Origin of the sequence: uncultured Flavonifractor sp., assembly GCF_944383115.1 — a bacterium.
In the GTDB taxonomy this organism is placed as follows: domain Bacteria; phylum Bacillota; class Clostridia; order Oscillospirales; family Oscillospiraceae; genus Flavonifractor.
In genome coordinates, this window is record NZ_CALWOJ010000004.1 from 38,886 (window position 1) to 58,735 (window position 19,850).

Sequence of the window (19,850 nt, forward strand, 5' to 3'; positions counted from 1 at the left end):
TATGAAAGAGAAGATAAAAGATCTCCGCGGGGTCCGCTTCGATCTTCTGCGCCATGAGAACAAAGTCATCGTAGCCATTATGGCGGTGCTGTTTCTGCTGCCGCTCGTCATCAGCAGCAAGGTGACTATCAACACCCTGACGCTGATCCTTTTGTACATCCTTCTGGTCAGTTCCCTCAACGTGGTCAACGGCTATTCCAGCCAGTTCAACGTGGGCCAGGCCGGGTTCTACTGCGTGGGCGCCTATACCGCCGCCATATTGTCCACCCGGTTCGGCATCAGCTTCTGGCTGCTGCTGCCCATCAGCGGCCTGATGGCCGCCCTGGTGAGCCTGCTGCTCTCGGCGCCCACCGCCAAGCTCAAGGGAATGTATTTTACCATCGTCACCCTGGGCTTTTCCGAGATCGTCCGGCAGCTCTGCCTCAACTGGACCGACCTGACCCAGGGCCCCCGGGGCATTTCCGGCATTCCGTCCCCGGAGTTCTTTGGAATCGACTACCCCCGCAGCACCTTTTTCTACTATGTGGTCTTTGCCCTGGCTGCCATCATGATCTTCTGCACCAACCGGGTGCTGGCATCCCGGGTGGGCCGGGCCTGGCGCTCCATCCGGGAGGATGACGCGGCGGCGGCCTCCCTGGGTGTGGAGACGGCCCGGTATAAGATGCTCAACCTGGCCTACAGCGCCTTCTGGGCCGGTGTGGCCGGCTGCGTGTACGTATTCTTCCAGCGGTTTGTCAGCCCCGATACCTTTACACTGGACGAGAGCTTCAATATCCTGGCCATGAACATCATCGGCGGCCAGGGAACCTTGCTGGGGCCCATTGTGGGTGCGCTGGCGGCTAATATCATTACCGAGATCTTCCGCTCGGCCCTTCAGTACCGTATGCTCATCTATTCCGCCCTCATCATTGTCATGATGTGGCTGCGTCCCCAGGGCCTGGTGGGCGCCATCAACCGGGGCGGCGGCGGAAGAACTGCCCGCCGGGAATCGAAAAAGGCGTCTGACGCCGGGAAGGGAGGACAGCAGGCATGAGTGGGGATGTGATTCTGGAGACCAAAAAGGCCTCCAAGCATTTCGGCGGCCTCAAGGCCGTAAATGAAGTGACCATGCAGGTCCGTCCGGGGGAGATCCTGGGGATCATCGGCCCCAACGGAGCGGGCAAGACCACCTTTTTCAATCTCATTACCGCCACCTACCGGCTGACTTCCGGACAGGTCCTTTTTGAAGGGAAGGACATCAGCCATCTCTCCGCCGAGAAGGTGGCCCGGCTGGGGATCGCCCGCACCTTCCAGAACATCAAGCTCTTCAAATTCCTCTCCGTGCTGGAGAATGTGAAGGTGGGCTTTCATACCCGGACCCAGACCAGCCTGTTTGACAGCATTCTGCACACAGGGCGCTACAAGCGGGACGAGGCCCTGGCCAACCAGGAGGGCATGGCCATCCTGGAACGGGTGGGGTTGGGAGACCGGGCGGGTCTGATGGCGGGCAACCTGCCCTACGGCCTCCAGCGTCGGCTGGAGATCGCCCGGGCCCTTGCCCTCTCGCCCAAAGTGCTGCTGCTGGACGAGCCGGCGGCGGGCATGAATCCCAGCGAGACCGCCGACCTGATGGAGTTCATCCGGCAGCTCAATCAGGACGGTATCACCATCGTGGTCATTGAACACGACATGAAATTTGTCATGAACCTCTGCCACCGTATTGTGGTCATCAATTACGGCCAGAAGCTGGCCGAGGGTACGCCTGAGGAGGTCACCTCCAATCCCCAGGTGATCGAGGCCTATCTGGGCGCAGGGCTTACCATTGACCGGAGAAAAGGAGGGGAGCCCGCATGAGTCATTTCCTGGACGTACAAGATATGGCGGTGCGCTACGGCAGCGTCAACGCGCTGCGTGGCATCAGCTTTCATGTGGAGCGGGGGGAGATCGTCACCCTCATCGGGTCCAACGGCGCGGGCAAGACCTCCAGCCTGATGGCCATCAGCAACCTGATCCAGGGGACCCGCACCGGCCGCGTGATGTTTGAGGAGGAGGACAATACCCATTTCTCGCCCAGCAAGATCGTAAAGCGGGGCATCTCCCACGTACCCGAAGGACGGCATATTTTCCCCAAGCTGACGGTGGAGGAGAACCTGCTGATGGGTACCTTTGGCGCGGTGAAATACGACAAGGCCAAAACCGCCGGACTGCTGGAGGAGATCTACGGTATGTTCCCGCGGCTGCGGGAGCGCCGCAACCAGCTGGGCGGCACCCTCTCCGGCGGTGAGCAGCAGATGCTGGCCATTGGCCGGGGCCTGATGTTCTCCCCCAAGGTACTGATGCTGGACGAGCCCAGCCTGGGCCTGGCGCCCCTGGTGGTCAAGGAGATCTTTGAGCTGATCCTGGATATCCGGGACCGGGGCACCACGGTGCTGCTCATCGAGCAGAACGCCGGCCTGGCGCTCCAGATCGCCGACCGGGGCTATGTGCTGGAGAACGGAAACATCACCCTGACCGACACCGGAGAGAATCTGCTCCACAACGATCAGGTCATCAAAGCCTATTTGGGCATTTAGGAGGGAACACGATGCTGGAGATCAAAAAGCAGCCCCGCAGTCGGGAGATTGAAGTCATGCGGGGCCTGATCAAAGACCGGGGCAGCTATCTGTATTATCTGGTCCAGGCCGCCCGAGAGCGGGGCGTGGCCTGGGAGGACATTGCGCGCTGCGGCATGGCCGCCTTCGGATGCATGAAATTCCGGGCCAGATTCAGCCAGATCCAGGGCCTGGACGATTTCCTGGAGACCTATCTCTCCGAGGAGACCAAACAGATTTTTGACAGCTACCTCATCGAGCGGGACGAAAACCACGCCGTCATCCGGGCCGGATACTGCCCGCTGATGCACGCCTGGGTGGAGTGCGGCGGAGACGAGGCCCAGGTGGCCAAGCTCTGCGACATCGCGATGGACGCGGATCGGGCCCAGGTCAACTCCATCCCCGCCCTGTCCTTCTCCCTGCGCAAGTCTCTGGCGGAAGGGGACGACCAGTGCGAGTTTTTGGTGGAGCTGTGCAAACAAGAGGAGGAATCGAAATGAAACCGCTGTCTCAGGCAAAGGTGACCATCATCGGGTTAGGATTTCTGATGGAGTACATTTTCCCCTGCTTCCGCCAGGCCAAAGGAGAGCGGACGGCGGCGGAACTCAACGCGGTGACCGCTGACGCCGGCGATCTAAACGGCAAGCGGCAGCGGCTGGGCATTCCTGTGGTGCTGGACGACAACGCCGGGGCCCTTCGGACGCTGGAACCGGACTGCATCTTCTTCGCGCCGCCCCCCTCGGTAGCGCCCGGCCTGGTAGAGGACTGCCTGGTACCTTACTTTGCCGAACTGCGCGCCGCCGGGAAACCCATTCCCGCCCTGGTGGCCTTCCCGCCCAGCCCGGCGGGGGCCTATTATCAGGAGAAGCTGGGTCTGGATCTGAAGGTGGTCAATATTATCCCCAACATGATCTCGCGGGTGGGGGAGGAGGACGTGTCCAGCGAGGCCTGCCACCTCATTACCTACCCGGCCAGAGACAACTGGACGGCGGAGGAGAAGGAGGATCTGGGACGGTTCCTGGCGCCTATGGGCCGACGGCTGGAATTGACGCCGGAGCTGACCCTCCATGTTCTCTCTGCCGAGATCGCCACCCATCCGCTGACGGAACTGGCCGATGTGGCGGCCTGCTGCCTGACTAAGCGTGGGATTGCCTGCACTTACCGCGAGGCCGCCTCCTGCCTGCGTGCCTGCCACCAGCGGGCCAGAGGATACACCGCCCCCGGTACCAACCACTGCGCGCTGGAAGCCATCAGCGACCCGGAGGCCCGCAGGTTGCTGGAGCGGGTGACCTGCGCCTGGTACGACGGACTGCACGGCTACCTGACCGCCCAGGGCTTTGCCCCGGAGCGGGCGGCCCGTCTGCTGGACCCGCTGTTTGACCTCTACTATCACGAGGCGCAGCTGGAGGACCGGGACACCATTTTGGCCAAGGCCCGGAAGGACGCCACCCCCGGCGGTATGCTGGAGCTGTGTCTGGAACGCTACCGGGATGTGGTGGAGCCCCGGCTGACCGCCCTCTTCTCCCAGACCGGGGAACCGGCCCAGGAGGAGGTGGATGAGATCGGAGCCCTGATGGCCATTGTCACCGGCGCGGTGGTGGAGCGGGGCAGGGGCCTCACTGCGGTGAAGGCGCCCGCCTTCGGGCCCCGGCAGCACGCGGTGATGTTCGGCGTACTGGCCCGGGCCGTCCTGGACGTCTTCGGCGGACAGGCGGGTGACGACCTGCTGTGGGAGGCTGTATCCCAATACGGCCAGGAGCGTGGCCGGCGGATGGCTTTGCGCTGCCAGGCCGACGGAGCGGAGACGGACATGGCGGCCTACTTCGCGTACGGCGAGTGGGCGGCAACCGAAGGATTTGAAAAGACCCCGCTGATGGAAGAGACCTATCGGCACTACCATGTGCTTCAGTGCCCCTGGTGTACCGCCTGGGCGGAAGCGGGGCTGGCGGAGTATGGACAGTATTACTGCCGGACTGTGGATCGCTCCATCCTGCGGGGATTCAACCCTGCTCTGGAGCTGGATCTGCCGGCTTGGCACAGCATGCCCGGCGGGGAGTGCTGCGACTTCCACTGGAAGGACGCGCCTCATACCGAGGCGTTTGACCAGCGCGTTGCCGCCCTGGCCGCCAAGAGAAGCGAGGGCTGCGTCAAGGACTTCCTCTACCACACCGCCCACCTCTACCAGACTATGACCCGGGTGGCCCGGACACGGGACGCCGGGAAGGGCAGGGCTGTGGAGGCCCGGGCCTGCCGGGACTTTGCCGGGCTGTGCAGCCATCAGGAGCTGCTGCGCATCCTGGCCCACACAGAGGACGACTTTACCAAAGCATAAGGAGGCCGGGTCATGACACAGCGGGATCAGGAGTATCTGGAGGCCCTGCGCAAGGAACTGGTGCCGGCCCTGGGCTGTACCGAGCCCATCGCCATCGCCTATGGGGCGGCCAGAGCCAGGGCTTTGCTGGGCTGTTTTCCGGAGCATATGACGGTCTCATGCAGTGGCAATATCATCAAAAATGTGAAGGGGGTCATTGTCCCCACCACCGGCGACTTGCGGGGGATTGACGTCAGCGCCCTGCTGGGCGCCCTGGCGGGAGACCCGGAGCGGAAGATGGAGGTACTCAGTACGGTGCAGCCATCGGATGTGGAGCGGGTTCGGGCCCTGCGGGGAACCGGCCTGTGCCAGGTAAAACCCCTGCTGGGCAGCGCCAACCTCCATATCATTGTGGAGATGGAGGGGGAGGGCCACACCGCCCTGGTGGAGATCGTGGACGCCCATACCAACATTATCCGGGAGGAGCGGGACGGCCAGATCCTGTTTTGCAGCGAGGGTTCCTCCGTGCAGAGAGCCCAGCGGCGGCGGCAGCAGATGACGGTGGCACAAATCTATGAATTTGCCCGGACCGCGCCCCTGGAGGAGCTGAAGTCCGTCCTGAAAGAGCAGGTGGCCTGCAATCTGACCATTGCCGAGGAGGGGCTGCGGCACGACTACGGCGTGGGCGTGGGCCGCACCCTGATGGACGGCGGGGAGCAGAGTGCCCGCCGCAAGGCGGTGGCCTATGCCGCCGCCGGCAGCGACGCCAGGATGAGCGGCTGCGTGCTGCCTGTGGTGGTCAACTCAGGCAGCGGGAACCAGGGCATGACGGTCTCTCTGCCCGTCATCGTCTATGCCCGGGAGATGGGCATGGGAGAGGAACCCCTCTACCGCGCCCTGGCCCTGTCCAACCTGGTGGCCATCTATCAGAAATCGTTCCTGGGGGAACTGTCCGCCTATTGCGGAGCGGTCAGCGCCGCCTGCGGCAGCGCCGCGGGTTTGGCCTACCTCTGCGGGGAGTGTCTGGAGGTCATCTCGGACACTATTATCAATACCATCGCCAATGTCTCCGGTATGGTATGCGACGGGGCCAAGCCCTCCTGCGCCGCCAAGATCGCCACCGCCGTGGAGGCCGGTTTTCTGGGCCTGGACATGGCCCGCCGGGGACATGTATTCCACGACGGAGAGGGACTGGTCAAGCGGGATGTGGACTCCACCATTGCCGCCTTCGGCCGCATGGGCCGGGAGGGAATGCGGAGTACCGACCGGGAGATTTTAAGTATCATGGTGGGGGAGTGACGGAATGGACGGTTATCTTGCATCCGCGCAGGCGTTGACCGATCAGCTGGTCCGGCTGCGCCGCACCCTCCACCGCTGCCCGGAACTGGGCTTTGACCTGGACGAGACCCGGCGGGTGGTGGCGGCGGAACTGGCGGACATAGGCTGCCGGGAGATCCGGCCCTGCGGCGGCGGACTTACGGCCAGGCTGGGCCGGGCCGGAGGGAAAACCATTCTGCTGCGGGCGGATATGGACGCCCTGCCCATGACGGAGGAGAGCGGCCTTCCTTTTGCCGCCTCCGGCGGCGCGGCCCACACCTGCGGCCACGACCTGCATACCGCCATGCTGCTGGGGGCTGCCCGACTGCTGAAAGAGAGAGAGGGACAGCTGGAAGGTCAGGTGGTGCTGATGTTCCAGGCTGCCGAGGAGACTGCCTCGGGCGCGGAGGCTATGGTGAAGGAGGGCGTGCTGGACGGTGTGGACGCCGCCCTGGCCCTCCATGTGGCCACCCAGCGCCCGGTGGGGTGGCTCAACTGCACCGGCGGTGCAAAGACCGCCTCCTTTGACCGCTTTGCCATCCACATCCGGGGAAAGGGTGGTCATGGGGCCGCGCCCCAGAACAACATCGACCCCATCAACGCGGGGGTCCATCTCTATCTGGCCCTCCAGGAGCTGATCAGCCACGAGTGTCCGCCGGATGAGACGGCGGTACTCACCATCGGGGCCTTCCAGGCGGGAGTGGCGGGGAATGTGATCCCGTCCCAGGCACGGCTGGAGGGGACCGCCCGGGCCCACAGCAAGGCGGTGCGGGCCTTGCTGATGCGGCGCCTGGAGGAACTGACCGGCGGAATCTGCGCCGCCTTTGGCGCGGAGGGGCAGGTGGAAGGGCTGGGGGGCGTGCCGGCTCTCTGGAACGATCCGGCCCTCACCGCGCAGATGGCGGCCTATGCCCGGTCAGTCCTGGGCCAGGAGTTGGTCAGCGAGACCCCGGAGCGGCTGACCGCGTCGGAGGACTTTGCGCTGGTGGCCCAAAAGGTGCCTTCCGCCTATCTGACCATCGGCACCGGCATGGCGGAGGACGGCTACCGCTATGGCAATCACCACCCCAAGGTGCTTTATGACGAGTCCGTGCTGCCCATGGGTGCCGCCGTGCTGGCAGGCTGCGGGGCGCGGTTCCTGGCAGGCGCGGCGCAGGCAACGGGAACGTTGCCGTGACAAAGGTTGAGAAAAAAGGGGATGAGAGCTGTGGATTCGGTCATCAAAGAACTGTCTCTCATTGGCATTGTGCCTGTCATTGCCATTGACGACGCAGATCAAGCGGTGCCTCTGGCCCGCGCCCTGGCGGCGGGTGGGCTGCCTGCCGCCGAAGTTACCTTCCGTACCGCCGCCGGTGAGGAGGCCATCCGCCGCATTGCCGACCAGGTGCCTGAAATGCTGGTGGGAGCCGGTACGGTGCTGACCACCGACCAGGCCGACCGGGCGGTGGAAGCGGGAGCCCGGTTTATTGTCAGCCCCGGGTTTAACCCTGACGTTACCCGCCATGTGATCCGCATGGGGGTGCCCATGATGCCGGGCACCGCCAGCCCCGGCGAGATGGAGCAGGCAATGAGCATGGGCCTGGACGTGGTGAAATTCTTTCCCGCCGAGCAGAACGGCGGCGTTGCCAAGCTGAAGGCCCTGGCCGGCCCCTACGCCAATCTGCGCTGGATGCCCACCGGCGGGGTAAATACGGAAAATATGATGGACTATCTGAACTTTGACCGGGTGGTGGCCTGCGGCGGCACCTGGATGGTGAAGAAGCAGCTCATCGCCGAGGGTCGCTGGGAGGAGATCACCGCCCTCAGCAGGCAGGCGGTCCAGACCATGTTGGGCTTTTCCCTCCATCATGTGGGCGTTCCCTGTGGTGACGCCGATGAGGCGGACCGGATCGCCAACGCCCTGTGCGGCATGTTCGGCTTTGCGGGCAAGGCCGGGCGTTCCTCCCACTTTGCCGGGCCTGTGGAGTGCTGCAAGGGGACCGCGCCGGGCAGGCGGGGGCATATCGCTATCGGCACAAACAGCGTGGAGCGGGCCATCTATCACTTGAGCCGCCGGGGTGTGACCTTTGAGGAGGCCACCCCCAGAAGGGACGGCAGCGGCCGCACCGTGTCCATCTATCTCCAGGGCGACTTCGGCGGCTTTGCCATCCACCTGGTTCAAACGTGAGAAAGGAGCAGAGGCCAATGGCCAGAATCGTAACCTTCGGCGAACTGATGATCCGCCTTCAGCCCTATGATTATGAGCGATTTGTACAGGCAAGCTGCCTGGAATTCTCCTTTGGCGGGGGCGAGGCCAACGTGGCTGTTTCCCTGGCCAACTACGGCCTGGATGCCGCCTTTGTAACCAAATTGCCCGCCCACGCCATCGGCCAGTGCGCCGTCAATTCCCTGCGCCGCTATGGCGTGGATACGAGCGGGATCGTCCGGGGCGGCAGCCGGGTAGGGATCTACTTTAATGAGAAAGGGGCCTCCCAGAGAAGTTCCGTGTGTATCTATGACCGGGCCCATTCCGCCATTGCCGAGGCCGGGAGCGGCGACTTTGACTGGGACGCAATCTTTGAGGGGGCTGACTGGTTCCATTTTACCGGCATTACCCCCGCCCTGGGTCCCAATGTGGCCGACCTCTGCCGGGCGGCTTGCCAGGCCGCCAAGGCCCGGGGAGCAAAGATCTCCTGTGACCTGAACTACCGGGGCAAGCTGTGGAGCCGGGAGCAGGCCGGAGCGGTGATGGCCGACCTGTGCCGGTATGTGGACGTGTGCATCGCCAACGAGGAGGATGCCAAGGACGTGTTCGGCATCGAAGCGGAGGCCACCGACATCTGCGCCGGCGAGATCAGCAGGGAGGGCTACCAGTCGGTGGCCAGGCAGCTGGCCCAGCGGTTCGGCTTTGAAAAGGTGGCCATTACCCTGCGGGAGTCCCGGTCCGCCTCCGACAACGGCTGGAGCGCCATGCTGTACGATGGGGCGTCCGGCCAGTGCAGTTTTTCCAAACAGTATCAGCTCCACATCGTGGATCGGGTGGGCGGCGGGGACAGCTTCGCCGGGGGCCTGATCTATGCCCTGGTGACTGGCAAGACGGACCGGCAGGCCGTGGAATTCGCGGCGGCCGCCTCAGCCCTCAAGCACTCGGTTCCGGGAGACTACAACATGGTCTCCGTGGCGGAAGTGGAGAAGCTGGCCGGCGGGGACGGTTCCGGCCGCATCCAGAGGTAGAGAGAGTATGAAACAAAAGAGGAGCGCACCATATGGCGCGCTCCTCTTGCTGTGCTTCAGGGGTCGATATTGCCGCTCTCCCGGTAGGAGCGCCAGACGTTTTCAAAGAAGTCGTCGTCCTCGGGGATGGGACGCACCTTCCGCCAACGGCAGAGGCATTTGCCCTGCTGCCACTCCACTTCCTGTACCAGGCCGGCCCGATGCCCGTCGTCCACCGTGAAGGTGAAGACGTCGGGCAGGCTTTCATAGGGCTTCACTCCGCCGGGATCGGTATACAGGGCGCTGCCCCGGCTTTTTCCGTCCCTGGCGATATAGTCCAGCATGGCGGAGAGATAGACCTGCTGGGCGATCAGGGTGTCCCGCAGACGATAGACCTTCCAGAGGTCCCTGTGGGAACCGGCCCGGACAGTGTCGGGGAAGGCGGACAGGCGCTGTGCCACCTCAGCCCGCAGCATTTCCAGGTCGGCCTTGCTGCGGATGCAGGCGCCGAAGCGGCTCATACGGGCGGCCGCCTCGTCCCAGATGGCCTGGACGTTTCCAACATCCCCCTGGAGGGCGGCGTCCGCCACGGCGGTATGCCGCTCAATCAGGGCCTGGGATCGCTGGACAAACACGGACTCATCGGGGGACTGGCCGCTCCGGCGGGCGGCAATGTACTGCGCGGCCCGGGTGGAACCCACCTGGGTCTCGTTGAGGGCGCTGCCTCCGGGCCGGTAGACGCCATGACTGCCCGAGACCTCGCCGCAGGCAAAAAGCCCCTCCACATTGGTCTGCCACCACTTGTTGACAGCCAGGCCGCCGTTGTTGTGCTGGGCGCACAGGGCGATCTCCAGAGGCTGCTTGGCCAGATCCACCCCTCTGTCCAGATAAAAGTCCACGGCGGGCTTGTTCATGTGGAGCAGGCGCTCCAGAGGGGTACCGAAGCAGGCGCCGGCCTGCTCCAGGTAGGTCCTGGCCTCAGGGGACAGGGCGGCATAGTCGATCTCCGCCCCGCCGCAGGGGTTCCTGCGGAAATCCAGATAGACTTTCCGGCCCTTGCAGCTCTCCAGGTACACCAGAATATCCACAATGGAGGACCCGCCGGCCACCTTCCGCACGTCAAAGGGCCACTGATAGCCTTTTAAAAAGACCTGAGTGAGCATCTCCCCCCGGTTGGAGAAGAAGTCCATCAGAAATTCCCGTGGATCGCCGCCGTTCTGGTCGGTGGAGAAGAAGCAGGGCAGCACCTGCATATAGGTGCCGGATACGTTCCAGCGAGGGTTGACCGAGGCCAGGCCGTACTGCCACTCGGTCAGGTTCTGCCCTTTTGCGCCCGCCTCAAAGGCGGCGCCGGAGGCGCCGTAGTGGCCTCTGGGGAATACGCTGTCGGCATACATGCCGGCGGGGCCGCCGGTGGCATAGATGATGTTCTTGCAGTTGAAGGCCACAAACCGCCGCTCCGGGTCGTCGGCAGCCTTCAGATCCAGGCAGAGCAGGCCCCAGGCCTGCTGGCCGTCGGAGAGGATGGAGATCACCTGGAGGTTTTCCAGCACCGGGATGCCTTTGGCTTCCACCGCCTGCTGGAGACACTCGGTCATCCGCTTGGAGGTGTAAGGCCCCACGGAGGTGGCACGGCGGCGGGGGTCGTGATCGGTCTTATAGCCCACATACTCGCCGTAAGCGTTGCGGGGGAAGGGTACGCCCAGCTCCACCAGCCGCAGAAAGCTCTGGGCCGAGAGGGCGGCCTCGCACAGGGCGTTGTCCCCGTCCATACACTGGCCGTCGAAGAGGGTCTGGGCCATGTCCCGGACGCTGTCCGGATCGCCGCCGGAGAGGGTGAGCTTATAATAGGTCTGCTTGTCCGAGCCGGTATTGCGGGAAGTGCCGGCGTTGATGTGTTCCGTGACAATGGCGATGTCCCGCTGGCCGAAGCTCCACAGCCGGTCCGCTGCATTGTAGCCCGCCGCGCCGGTTCCCACCACCACGGTGTTCAGCGAATAGACCGCCATCCGGCGTCCGGCTGGGGTGAGGGTGGATCGGATCATAAGCCGCGCTCCTTTCCCGCCTTACAGCCGCTGGATGTGGAAGCCGCCGTCCACATCCACATAGTTGCCGGTGGTGTAGGCAAACTTGTCGCTGCAAAATGCGGAGACCACCCCTGCAATGTCCTCGGGGGTACCCCAGCGGGCAATGGGGAAGGCGCCGGAAGCAAAGAGCTTGTCGTATTTTTCCTGGACGCCGGCGGTCATGTCGGTGGCAATGACGCCGGGCCGCACCTCATGGACCAGGATACCATCGGGGGCCAGCCGGTCGGCGTACAGGGTGGTCAGCATGGATACCCCAGCCTTGGATACGCAGTATTCCCCCCGGCTGGTGGAGGAGACCACGGCGGAGCAGGAGGAGATATTGACGATGGTGCCCCGCTTTTTACCCACAAAGTCCTGCTGGAGCATCTGCTTGGCAACGGCCTGGGTAAGAAACATGTTGCCCTTGGTGTTGACTCCGATTACCCGGTCAAAACTCTCCTCGGTCATCTCCAGCAGATCCGCCCGGACCTTGGGGGCCACGCCGGCGTTGTTGACCAGCACATGGATGCCCCCAAATTTGGCTACGGTCTCCTGAACGAGCCGCCGGCGGTCGTCGGCATTGCAGATGTTGCCTTTGACGTAGAGATATTCGGTACCCTGAGCGGCCAGCAGATCCAGATTCTCCTGATAGGCCGCCTGGTCGTTCATATCCAGAATGGCGATGTTGAACCCATCCTGGCCCAGCTGCCGGGCAATGGCAAAGCCGATGCCGCGGCTGCCTCCGGTGACGATGGCTGTCTGTTTCATGGTACATTCCTCCTACGATGGTATTTGATCTCCCTTCAGGGAGCGTTAGCCGTGTGTTTCCCGGCGCTGGGCGTCGGCCCGGGCCTGGCGGTACAGGGGCGCATATAGGTCTGCGTCCCGCACCACGCAGCCGGTGCGGCCGTGATCCCGCATGATCTGCGTACACTTGGAACAGGTAATGCAGCACTTGCCCGGGTCCATAAAACCTCTGGTAAGGACATCCCGGGGGGCGTCGGGATAGGCGAAGCTGGAGCGGCCCAGCCCCATAAAGGCGCAGCTGCCGTCGGCCAGATTGGCGGCTCCCGCGTGGGGAGCGAACTGCCGCAGCCAGGAGTAGCCGTTGCCCACCACGGGGACGCTGCCGGCGGCAGCCTGGATCTGGCGGGTAAAGTCAAACAGCCGGGCGCAGCTCTCCAGCGGATGTTCCTCCGGGGTGGGGATGCCCATGCTGGACAGGTCAAAAGGCCGGGTGACCTGGGGATAGATGTAGTAGGGGTTGCCCGCGGAATTGCTGAGTAGGTCGATCCCGTTTTCACACAGCATCTTCACCAGAGCCATAGGCTCGGCAGGATCGAACTTCCACATGTCCTGGTGGTCACAGCCAAACCCATAGGGATAGGGATGGGCGTCAAACACGTTGAAGCGGCAGGCGATGATAAAGTCCGGGCCTACCGCGGAGCGCACCGCTTTCAAAGTTTCCCGCAAGAAACGGGTGCGGTTTTCAAAGCTGCCGCCGTACCTGCCCGGCCGGGTGTGGCTGGCAAGCAGCTCGCTGACCAGATAGCGGTGGCAGGCTTTCAGATCCACGCCGTCAAACCCCGCCTCCCTGGCCAGCAGAGCGGACTGGACGTACTTGCCGATCAGGTCGTCCAGATAGCCGTCGGTGATCACCGGCGCGTCGGGGGACAGCCCCACCCGGGGATCCAGGATGGGGTCATGCTGGGGGACGATGGGGGCGGGGCTGTGGCCCACCGGGCGGGAATAGCGGCCCGAATGGGTGAGCTGGAGGATGTGCAGCGGCTTGTGGTCGGCGCCGTTTGCATCGCTGGCCGCTTTGCGGGCGGTATCCACCAGCCGGGCAAAGGCACCCACGTTATCTTTGGTGAGCATCATGGACAGCTCGTTGGCACGACCCTCGTCGGTTACGGCGCAGGCCTCCCACCAGAGCAGGCCGGAACCGCCGGCGGCAAAGCGGGTATACCGGCGGGTCACCAGTTCCGACGGGGAGCCGTCGGGGTTGGAGTCACAGCCCTCCATCGGCAGCACGGCAAAGGAATTGGGTGCGGTCTTGCTCCCGACTTTGACGGGCCTGGCCAGGGGGGAGAGGTCGGAGGCAAAGTTCAGATCTGTGTGGAGGGCCCGGGCCTGGGCCTGGATCTCCTCCAGCGATTGGTAGTGAAATCTCTCATGGGCGGCCATAAAATCACCTTTCTTTTCCGATTTGGAGATATGAAAACGTTTGCAAAAACAAGCAAAAAATAAATTGGGTACAAAAGACCGCTTTACGGCCCACCGGCCCTATCGGGTGGATCTGCGGATGATCAGGTCGGTGGGCATGACCTCGACGGAAGGGGGCTCAGCCGGAGTTTTGTCCTCTCTGGAGCGGATGCGGCGGATCAGGCGTTTGGCCGCGGCCACTCCCATCTCGTACAGGGGCTGGGAGACGGTGGACAGGGGAGGCTCGATCATGGAGCTGATGTAGGCATTATCAAAGCCGATGACCGATATGTCGCCCGGGATGCGCAGGCCGCAGTCGTGCAGGGCGCGCATGACCACGACGGCCTTGGGATCGCTGGTGGCGAAGATGGCGTCGGGCCTGAGGTCACTCTTCACCAGCTCTTTGGTGAGGTGATAAAAGCTGTTGGTGCCGTTGGTCTCGTGGAGTACCAGCCGCTCATCGTAGGGCAGGCCGTTGTCGGCCAGCGCGGCCCGGTATCCTGCCCAGCGGTCGGCATAGAAGGGCAATTCCTTGCGGCCCAGCGCCAGCGCGATCCGCTTATGGCCGCCCCGGATCAAATAGTTCACCGCATCGTAGGCCGCCTGAACGTTGTCCACAATGACGGCGTCCACCGGGTCGCCGTAATAGCGGGAGAGCAGCACCACGGGAAAGCCGTCCTCCCAGAGGGAGCGGATGTGGTCGGAATTGGGCAGCATGGAAGCCACGATGAACCCGTCGATCCAGCGGGTGCGCAGCTTATTGATATAGGCCTGTTCAACGGCCACATCTTCGTAAGTATTGCAGAGGATCACGGTATATCCGCTTTTCCGGGCTGTATCCTCCACACCGCGGGCGATGGTGGGGAAGATCTCGTTTTCAATGCTGGGTACCATCAGGGCAATGGTATTGCTGCGTCCCATTTTTAAACCCTTGGCCAGTACATTGGGGCTGTAGTCCAGGGCGCGGGCGGCCTCCAGGACCTTGCGGCGGGTCTCCCGGTTAACGCAGTTTTTGCCGGAGAGGACGCGGGACACCGTGCTGGCAGAGACCCCTGCCTGCTTGGCAACATCTTTGATATTTGTCATAAGATCTCCCACCCTCCAGTAAATTTCAAAATGCCGAGTGCTATGAAAACGTTTTCAAAGCGGCTTATAAAAAATTCCAGCAACAGGAATCACAGCAGACCTGGCCAGAAAGATACAATACCCTACCTAAATATTATAGGCTTTCAAAGGGTTTGTCAAGCAGTTCCTGCAATTCGTTGACCAGCCGGCAGAGATGAAACCCGTCGCATACGGCATGGTGGACCTGTACTGCCAGGGGCAGCAGAATGTTGTCGCCCTCCCGGTAGAATTTGCCCATCGTAAAGATAGGGGGCAGGTAATCATATCCCTTTTGCAAATTCAGGTTGAAGGACTGAAAGCTTGCCCACGGGAGCATGGAGACAGGGAAGGTGTTTTCGGGGGTATCAGGCCGGGCCAGCAGGCCGTGGCAGTTTCCATAGAGGGCGGCGTCCTGCTCGTATGCCGCGCAAAAGGCCTTATAATCGGGCGTATATGCGGTCCATAAGTTGGAAAAGGTTTCGGTGTCCCTGTGGAAGATGGTGTAACAGGGATGTACCACATCATAAATGCCCACTTCGCCGGCCTGGTTACAGGCCATGCGGAACTCCTGGTGGCGGTTGACCACTGTGGAGAGGAGGTACAGCATGGTGGGATACAGCTTTGCCCCCCGCTGTCGGAGGACGGTGATATCCAGGTTGAATACGGCGCTATAGGTGCAGGGCACCTGGGTGAAATAGTGGTTGAAGCATTCTTTTCTGGGCCAGGTCTCCTGGTCTACTTTGGTAAAGGTCATTGTACAGCGCCTTCCTTCGCCTGGGCCACCACTTTCTGATAGGGGCCGATGATAGCCTCGGTCATTTTGCCTTTGGCCTTTTTCTGGATCGACGGGACGGCCATTAAGGCGCCCACCAGACGCATCTGCCAAATCCGCTTTTTCTGCTTTTGGGGAAAATCGTAGATGCCGTGCTGCTTGTAAAACTTGTGGTCGGCCTTCATCAGGCCCTGCATCACATAGATGAGGTCCCGGAAGATCTTCATTCCGCCCACGCCGTAGAAGTTGGCTGGGCGGACAAGGCCTTTCTCCATCGCATATGCCAAATGTTCCGCCACAGCGCGGATGGAGGCCGCCGTGTCGGCCTCGTCGGTAGCCACGCCGCACAGATAATTGCCCCCTACCTCCGCCCGGCCCTCCACGATCATACGCAGGTTGGACTCGTATTGGTAGTCCCCGCTGATGAGGTAAGCGATAGGGGTACCGTGGGTGACGGTACGATGACCGTTACAGAATTGCCGGTCGTCAAAGCATTTGAAGCTGGAGTGGGTGTAGTGGTCTGAAACGGTGAAGGCGTACACAAAGCCGTGGGCGGTTTGAATGGTCTCCCGCAAAAATGTGTCGAACCCGTCCTTGTAGACGCATTTGCCGGTGACGGCGCATCCAAAGCAGCCCAGACATCCGCCGCCGAAGGGGAATTGGCGCAGGTTGACCACCCGGCTTTCGTAGGGCAGGGCGGCGCGGAAATCGTCGATCATATGCTGGAGGTTTGTGTCGTCGGAGGCGCAGTTGGTGACGATGACCACATCTTTCTCGCTGCTCTTTGGCACATCGGGCAGGGAGGGCTGATATACGGATCTGTCCCGGGCCGGCGCCTTGGCGGGCGGCGTAACGAACAGGTCATGTTCACAGGCAAAGAGCAGAGCGTCAAAGAACATGCGGGCCTCCTTCCGGCCCTGGGGGCACAGCAGATCCTCCATATCCGCAGACAGACCCCGCACCACCTTCATGCCCAGATCGAAGCAGTTTTCTTCCACATACCGGTGGGCCGTTACGTCATAAAAGTGCTTGGAAGTGGTGATCTGGGAGGCGAATTTGCTGGAGAGATCCACCCCGTCGGCTTTGATCAGCTCGATCAGCCGGTGAAGCTGGTAAGGGGCGATAAACGTATAAACTGGATAGCAGAACAGAATCAGATCAGCCCCGGCCAGCGCGGTGCGCACCGGGCCGAAGTCGGTTTCATAGCTTTTGATCCGCTGACCCACCGGGAGAAAGGTAAAGGTATGCTCCGGATGGAGCGCCTGCAGATAGAGAGCCGTGTGGACGGTGGTGGAGTTTTTCCCCTTGGGGCTGGCGTTTAATACAAGAATGTTCATACCGGGTCCTCCCATGCAGCTTGCTGAAGGGTCAGTTGTCGGCAGCTCGGGTGAGATCCAGACCCTGAGTGCCGATGTCCACTGAGCCGTCCCTCAGCGAAATAAAGGGGGAAAATTCCGCCTTTGTGTCCTGGTAGGTGAGGCGGATGGTGGCGTCTGCAAAGATGTCGCTGGCATTGCATTGCAGGATAAAGGGCCTGCAGTCCGGGTCCTCATAGATCAGGATGGGCTGGGAAGTGTCCAGATCGTTGCGGTACAGGGCCAGTTCCATGCCGGAATACCTGGGTATGATCAGATAGTAATCTCCGGCAGAGAGGTAATGGATGGGAAGCTGGTCGCTGTCCAGATAGTGTTCCACATAGTAGTCCAGATCGTTGATCTGCTGATAGCCCAGATAGGCCACGGCGTAGTATTGCCCCTCTGCAAAGGGGATATCGTCCCGTTTGCCGGCCTGGGGCTGTGGGGCGCATCCTGCCAGCAAACTCCCGCAGACCAGCAGCGTCAGGGCGCAAGAAAGAATTCTTTTCATCATGCACCTCACGATCCACTTCAGATCCTGCCGTACAAAAGAATCCTCGGTGATACGACATCCGTTATGCCTATATCATAGCAGAGAAGCCGACAAAAAGAAACGACAAGTTTTCACCTTTACCGTTTGCTCAGCTTGAGGACCAGCGCGGTGCGGTCGTCCGCCCCGCCGGCCTGTTTGTCGCTCTCGTCGATCAGCTCCTGGGCCAGTTCCCGGGGGCTCTGGCCGTCAAAAGCGGCCAGCTTGTCCCGCACCCATTGGTCGCCCTCGCCCCCCGTCACTCCGTCGGTGACCAGCAGCACGCAGTCTCCCGCCTCCAGTTTCAGGTGGGTCATGTCAGGAGCGCCGCCCTCGCCCCCCGCCAGTCCGGCAGGGAGGGCGCAGCCGGTGACCCGGCTGACGGCGGCGCCCTTCTTGACGTAGCTGGGGGCCGCGCCGTATTTGTAGATATCGCCCTCGCCGGTGAAGAGGTCCACCCGCAAAAGGTCGATGGTGGTGAAGCCGATCTCCTCCTCCCCCCTCAGTGCCAGTGCGGCGCTGAGGGTCCGCAGAGCGTTTTCCGGCCGCACCCCGGCCCGGAGAAACTGCTCCAGCAGCCGCACCGCCAAAGAACTCTCCCGCTCGGCCAGACGGCCGGAACCCATACCGTCGCACAGCAGCACATAGAGGGCACCGTCGTCGTGCTTGAACCAGGCTCCCGTGTCTCCAGACACGGTCTGCCCGTCCTTTTTCCGGGCGGCCACTCCGGCTACCGCCATCAGCGGCTCGCTCTGCACCAGGACCAGCTTGTCCCGCCTGCTCTGTTCCACCAGGCGCAGAGGGAAGTTCATCAGTTGGGACAGCTTTTCTACCTGACTGTTCTGCCGCAGGGGGGACAAGCCCGCGCCCTCCAGCTCCAGCCGCAGGTGGCCCGCCTCGTCGTAGTAGACTGCCAGTTCGCACTCCACCCCCTGGGCGGTGAGATACTGCCGCAGCCGCTTTTCCCGCACCGGGTCGGGGACCAGTTCGGCGCTCAGCTCCGCTGCCGCAGTACCCAACACCTCGGCCAGTTCGCCGTATTGCCGGCATACCGCTGCCCGATTCTCCTTCAGACGGTTCTGATACTGCCGCCGGCAGAGCAGCCCGGCCAGTTCCTCATTGACGGCCGACAGGAATGGCTCGAACTTCATGCACCGATTGGAGAAGTAGGCGGGGAAGTCCCCGCCTTCACCCCTGCCGCGCTCCAGCATGGCGGGCAGGGCGTCGTTGAGGGCGTTGTAGGTGGACACATAGTCCCGCTGCCAGCAGGCTGTCTGAAGGGGGCAGCGTTTGCATACCCTGGTCGCCGCCCGGTCAAAGACCGAGGCGGCGTCGTTGTCGTTGGGCTGATTGATGCGCAGGGTACCCCGCATGGATTCATAGAGGCTTTTGAAGGCCGCCGCCGTATCCTCCATCCGGCCCTTTACATAGGCCATAGCCCGTTCCTGGGTGGCGTGCTTCGGTTCCCGCGCCACCAGGGCCCCCACCTGCCGCAACAGCTTGTCCGGCAGCAGAAGAAAGACCACCGAGGCGGCAAATACTTCATAGAGCAGGGGGATGTGCAGCCCGTCCTTCCAGGTCCACAGTACCGCCAGGGCATTGGACAGCACATAGGCCAGGGTGGTCGCCAGCTTGCCCTGCCGGTGGAACACGCCGGACATGACCCCGGACAGGGCGTAGGCCATCGCGTAGAAAGGCATCCCTCCGGTGGACAAGTCCATACCGAGCCCCACCGCGATCCCGGCGGTGGCCCCTGCACTGACCCCTCCTTTGTAAGCCACCGCCATCACCGCCACCGCGGCGGCAAAACGACCGATGGACAGATCCCCCAGCAGGGTCAGCTTGGACAGGGTGAGCAGCAGGGTACCCAACAGCAGCAGCAGGCTGATGGTCTGCCGGGCGGTCAATCCCTCCTCCTCCCGCTTTTCGGTCCAGGGGGTGAAGGCAATGCGGTAGAAGTAAACCGACGCCCCGCACAGCAGCAGCTCAGTGCCGAAGAAGATTAGGCTCTCCGGCGTCCAGCCCTGGTCGGACAGATAGATGAAGCCGGTGACCCCGTCAATGGCCGCGGCGGCCAGAGGCATGAACCAGCTCTTCCGGTAAGTGCCTATATCAAAAAAGGCAAAGGCCACCGAAAAGACCAGCACACAGGCTGCCGCGTACCGCAGCCCCTCCACAAAGCCTTCCATAGTCAGGTAGCCGAAGCAGGCCCCCAACAGGGCGCAGAAGCCATCCAGTCCCGAGCCGGAGGCCCCTACCAGGCCCAGTCCAAACGGGGCGTATCCGCCAAAAATTTCCGCGCCAGCCAGCAGGGCTCCCAGCAGAAAGCGAATGACACACTCGGCCAGACGTACCAGCGCCGGAGCACGGAATACCACCTTTCCCGTCTCCCGGGCCTCCTCCCGCAGCCGCGCCGCCTTGGTTTTCAG

The 19,850-nt window shown here is 62.6% G+C and carries 17 protein-coding genes; 9 read left to right on the forward strand and 8 right to left on the reverse strand.

Annotation, left to right across the window (positions count from 1 at the left end; genetic code table 11):
• Position 1: 1 nt before the first annotated feature.
• Genes Q0K43_RS01015 through Q0K43_RS01055 form a run of 9 tightly spaced genes read left to right on the forward strand, consistent with a single transcriptional unit; the run spans position 2 to position 9,411 of the window.
• Positions 2 to 1,033, forward strand: coding sequence for a branched-chain amino acid ABC transporter permease (locus Q0K43_RS01015; RefSeq protein WP_297288707.1), 1,032 nt, complete (start codon positions 2 to 4; stop codon positions 1,031 to 1,033).
• On the forward strand, positions 1,030 to 1,833 hold the full coding sequence (locus tag Q0K43_RS01020; protein WP_297288708.1) for an ABC transporter ATP-binding protein: 804 nt from the start codon (positions 1,030 to 1,032) through the stop codon (positions 1,831 to 1,833). Before Q0K43_RS01015 ends, Q0K43_RS01020 begins: the two co-directional genes overlap by 4 nt.
• Positions 1,830 to 2,552: an ABC transporter ATP-binding protein gene (locus tag Q0K43_RS01025; RefSeq protein WP_297288709.1), complete on the forward strand. Its 723-nt coding sequence runs from the start codon at positions 1,830 to 1,832 to the stop codon at positions 2,550 to 2,552. The genes Q0K43_RS01020 and Q0K43_RS01025 overlap by 4 nt, the downstream gene beginning before the upstream one ends.
• 11 nt (positions 2,553 to 2,563) lie before the next feature.
• The gene (locus Q0K43_RS01030) at positions 2,564 to 3,070 is read left to right on the forward strand and encodes an L-2-amino-thiazoline-4-carboxylic acid hydrolase (RefSeq protein ID WP_297288710.1); all 507 of its coding nucleotides are present in this window, start codon (positions 2,564 to 2,566) and stop codon (positions 3,068 to 3,070) included.
• Positions 3,067 to 4,902 carry an L-2-amino-thiazoline-4-carboxylic acid hydrolase gene (locus Q0K43_RS01035; RefSeq protein WP_297288711.1) on the forward strand — a complete coding sequence of 612 codons (1,836 nt, stop codon included), beginning with the start codon at positions 3,067 to 3,069 and terminating at the stop codon, positions 4,900 to 4,902. The genes Q0K43_RS01030 and Q0K43_RS01035 overlap by 4 nt, the downstream gene beginning before the upstream one ends.
• Positions 4,903 to 4,914: 12 nt before the next feature.
• Positions 4,915 to 6,180 carry a serine dehydratase subunit alpha family protein gene (locus Q0K43_RS01040; protein ID WP_297288712.1) on the forward strand — a complete coding sequence of 422 codons (1,266 nt, stop codon included), beginning with the start codon at positions 4,915 to 4,917 and terminating at the stop codon, positions 6,178 to 6,180.
• A gap of 4 nt (positions 6,181 to 6,184) precedes the next feature.
• Positions 6,185 to 7,375: a M20 metallopeptidase family protein gene (locus Q0K43_RS01045; protein WP_297288713.1), complete on the forward strand. Its 1,191-nt coding sequence runs from the start codon at positions 6,185 to 6,187 to the stop codon at positions 7,373 to 7,375.
• Between the two features lie 30 nt (positions 7,376 to 7,405).
• Entirely contained in the window at positions 7,406 to 8,365 is a 960-nt protein-coding gene (eda, locus tag Q0K43_RS01050; protein ID WP_297288714.1) for a bifunctional 4-hydroxy-2-oxoglutarate aldolase/2-dehydro-3-deoxy-phosphogluconate aldolase, read from the forward strand.
• Between the two features lie 17 nt (positions 8,366 to 8,382).
• Positions 8,383 to 9,411, forward strand: a complete 1,029-nt coding sequence (locus tag Q0K43_RS01055; protein WP_297288715.1) for a sugar kinase — start codon at positions 8,383 to 8,385, stop codon at positions 9,409 to 9,411.
• Between the two features lie 56 nt (positions 9,412 to 9,467).
• Here Q0K43_RS01055 and Q0K43_RS01060 read toward each other — a convergent pair whose 3' ends face one another.
• From Q0K43_RS01060 to Q0K43_RS01095, 8 genes are all read right to left on the reverse strand, one after another.
• Complete coding sequence (locus Q0K43_RS01060; RefSeq protein WP_297288716.1) at positions 9,468 to 11,435, reverse strand: FAD-binding protein; 1,968 nt, start codon at positions 11,433 to 11,435, stop codon at positions 9,468 to 9,470.
• A 21-nt stretch (positions 11,436 to 11,456) separates the two neighbouring features.
• Positions 11,457 to 12,224, reverse strand: a complete 768-nt coding sequence (locus Q0K43_RS01065; protein ID WP_297288717.1) for a 3-ketoacyl-ACP reductase — start codon at positions 12,222 to 12,224, stop codon at positions 11,457 to 11,459.
• Positions 12,225 to 12,269: 45 nt separating this feature from the next.
• Positions 12,270 to 13,643, reverse strand: a complete 1,374-nt coding sequence (locus Q0K43_RS01070; protein ID WP_297288718.1) for an NADH:flavin oxidoreductase — start codon at positions 13,641 to 13,643, stop codon at positions 12,270 to 12,272.
• Between the two features lie 99 nt (positions 13,644 to 13,742).
• The gene (locus tag Q0K43_RS01075; protein ID WP_297288719.1) at positions 13,743 to 14,747 is read right to left on the reverse strand and encodes a LacI family DNA-binding transcriptional regulator; all 1,005 of its coding nucleotides are present in this window, start codon (positions 14,745 to 14,747) and stop codon (positions 13,743 to 13,745) included.
• A gap of 133 nt (positions 14,748 to 14,880) precedes the next feature.
• Complete coding sequence (gene catA, locus Q0K43_RS01080) at positions 14,881 to 15,519, reverse strand: type A chloramphenicol O-acetyltransferase (RefSeq protein ID WP_297288720.1); 639 nt, start codon at positions 15,517 to 15,519, stop codon at positions 14,881 to 14,883.
• Positions 15,516 to 16,874 (reverse strand): NAD(P)H-dependent oxidoreductase, encoded by a 1,359-nt coding sequence (locus tag Q0K43_RS01085; RefSeq protein ID WP_297288721.1) that lies wholly within the window; start codon positions 16,872 to 16,874, stop codon positions 15,516 to 15,518. The genes catA and Q0K43_RS01085 overlap by 4 nt, the downstream gene beginning before the upstream one ends.
• 31 nt (positions 16,875 to 16,905) lie before the next feature.
• Positions 16,906 to 17,403, reverse strand: a complete 498-nt coding sequence (locus Q0K43_RS01090; RefSeq protein WP_297288722.1) for a hypothetical protein — start codon at positions 17,401 to 17,403, stop codon at positions 16,906 to 16,908.
• Between the two features lie 119 nt (positions 17,404 to 17,522).
• A partial coding sequence (locus Q0K43_RS01095) for a SpoIIE family protein phosphatase (RefSeq protein WP_297288723.1) occupies positions 17,523 to 19,850 on the reverse strand: 2,328 nt, incomplete at its 5' end.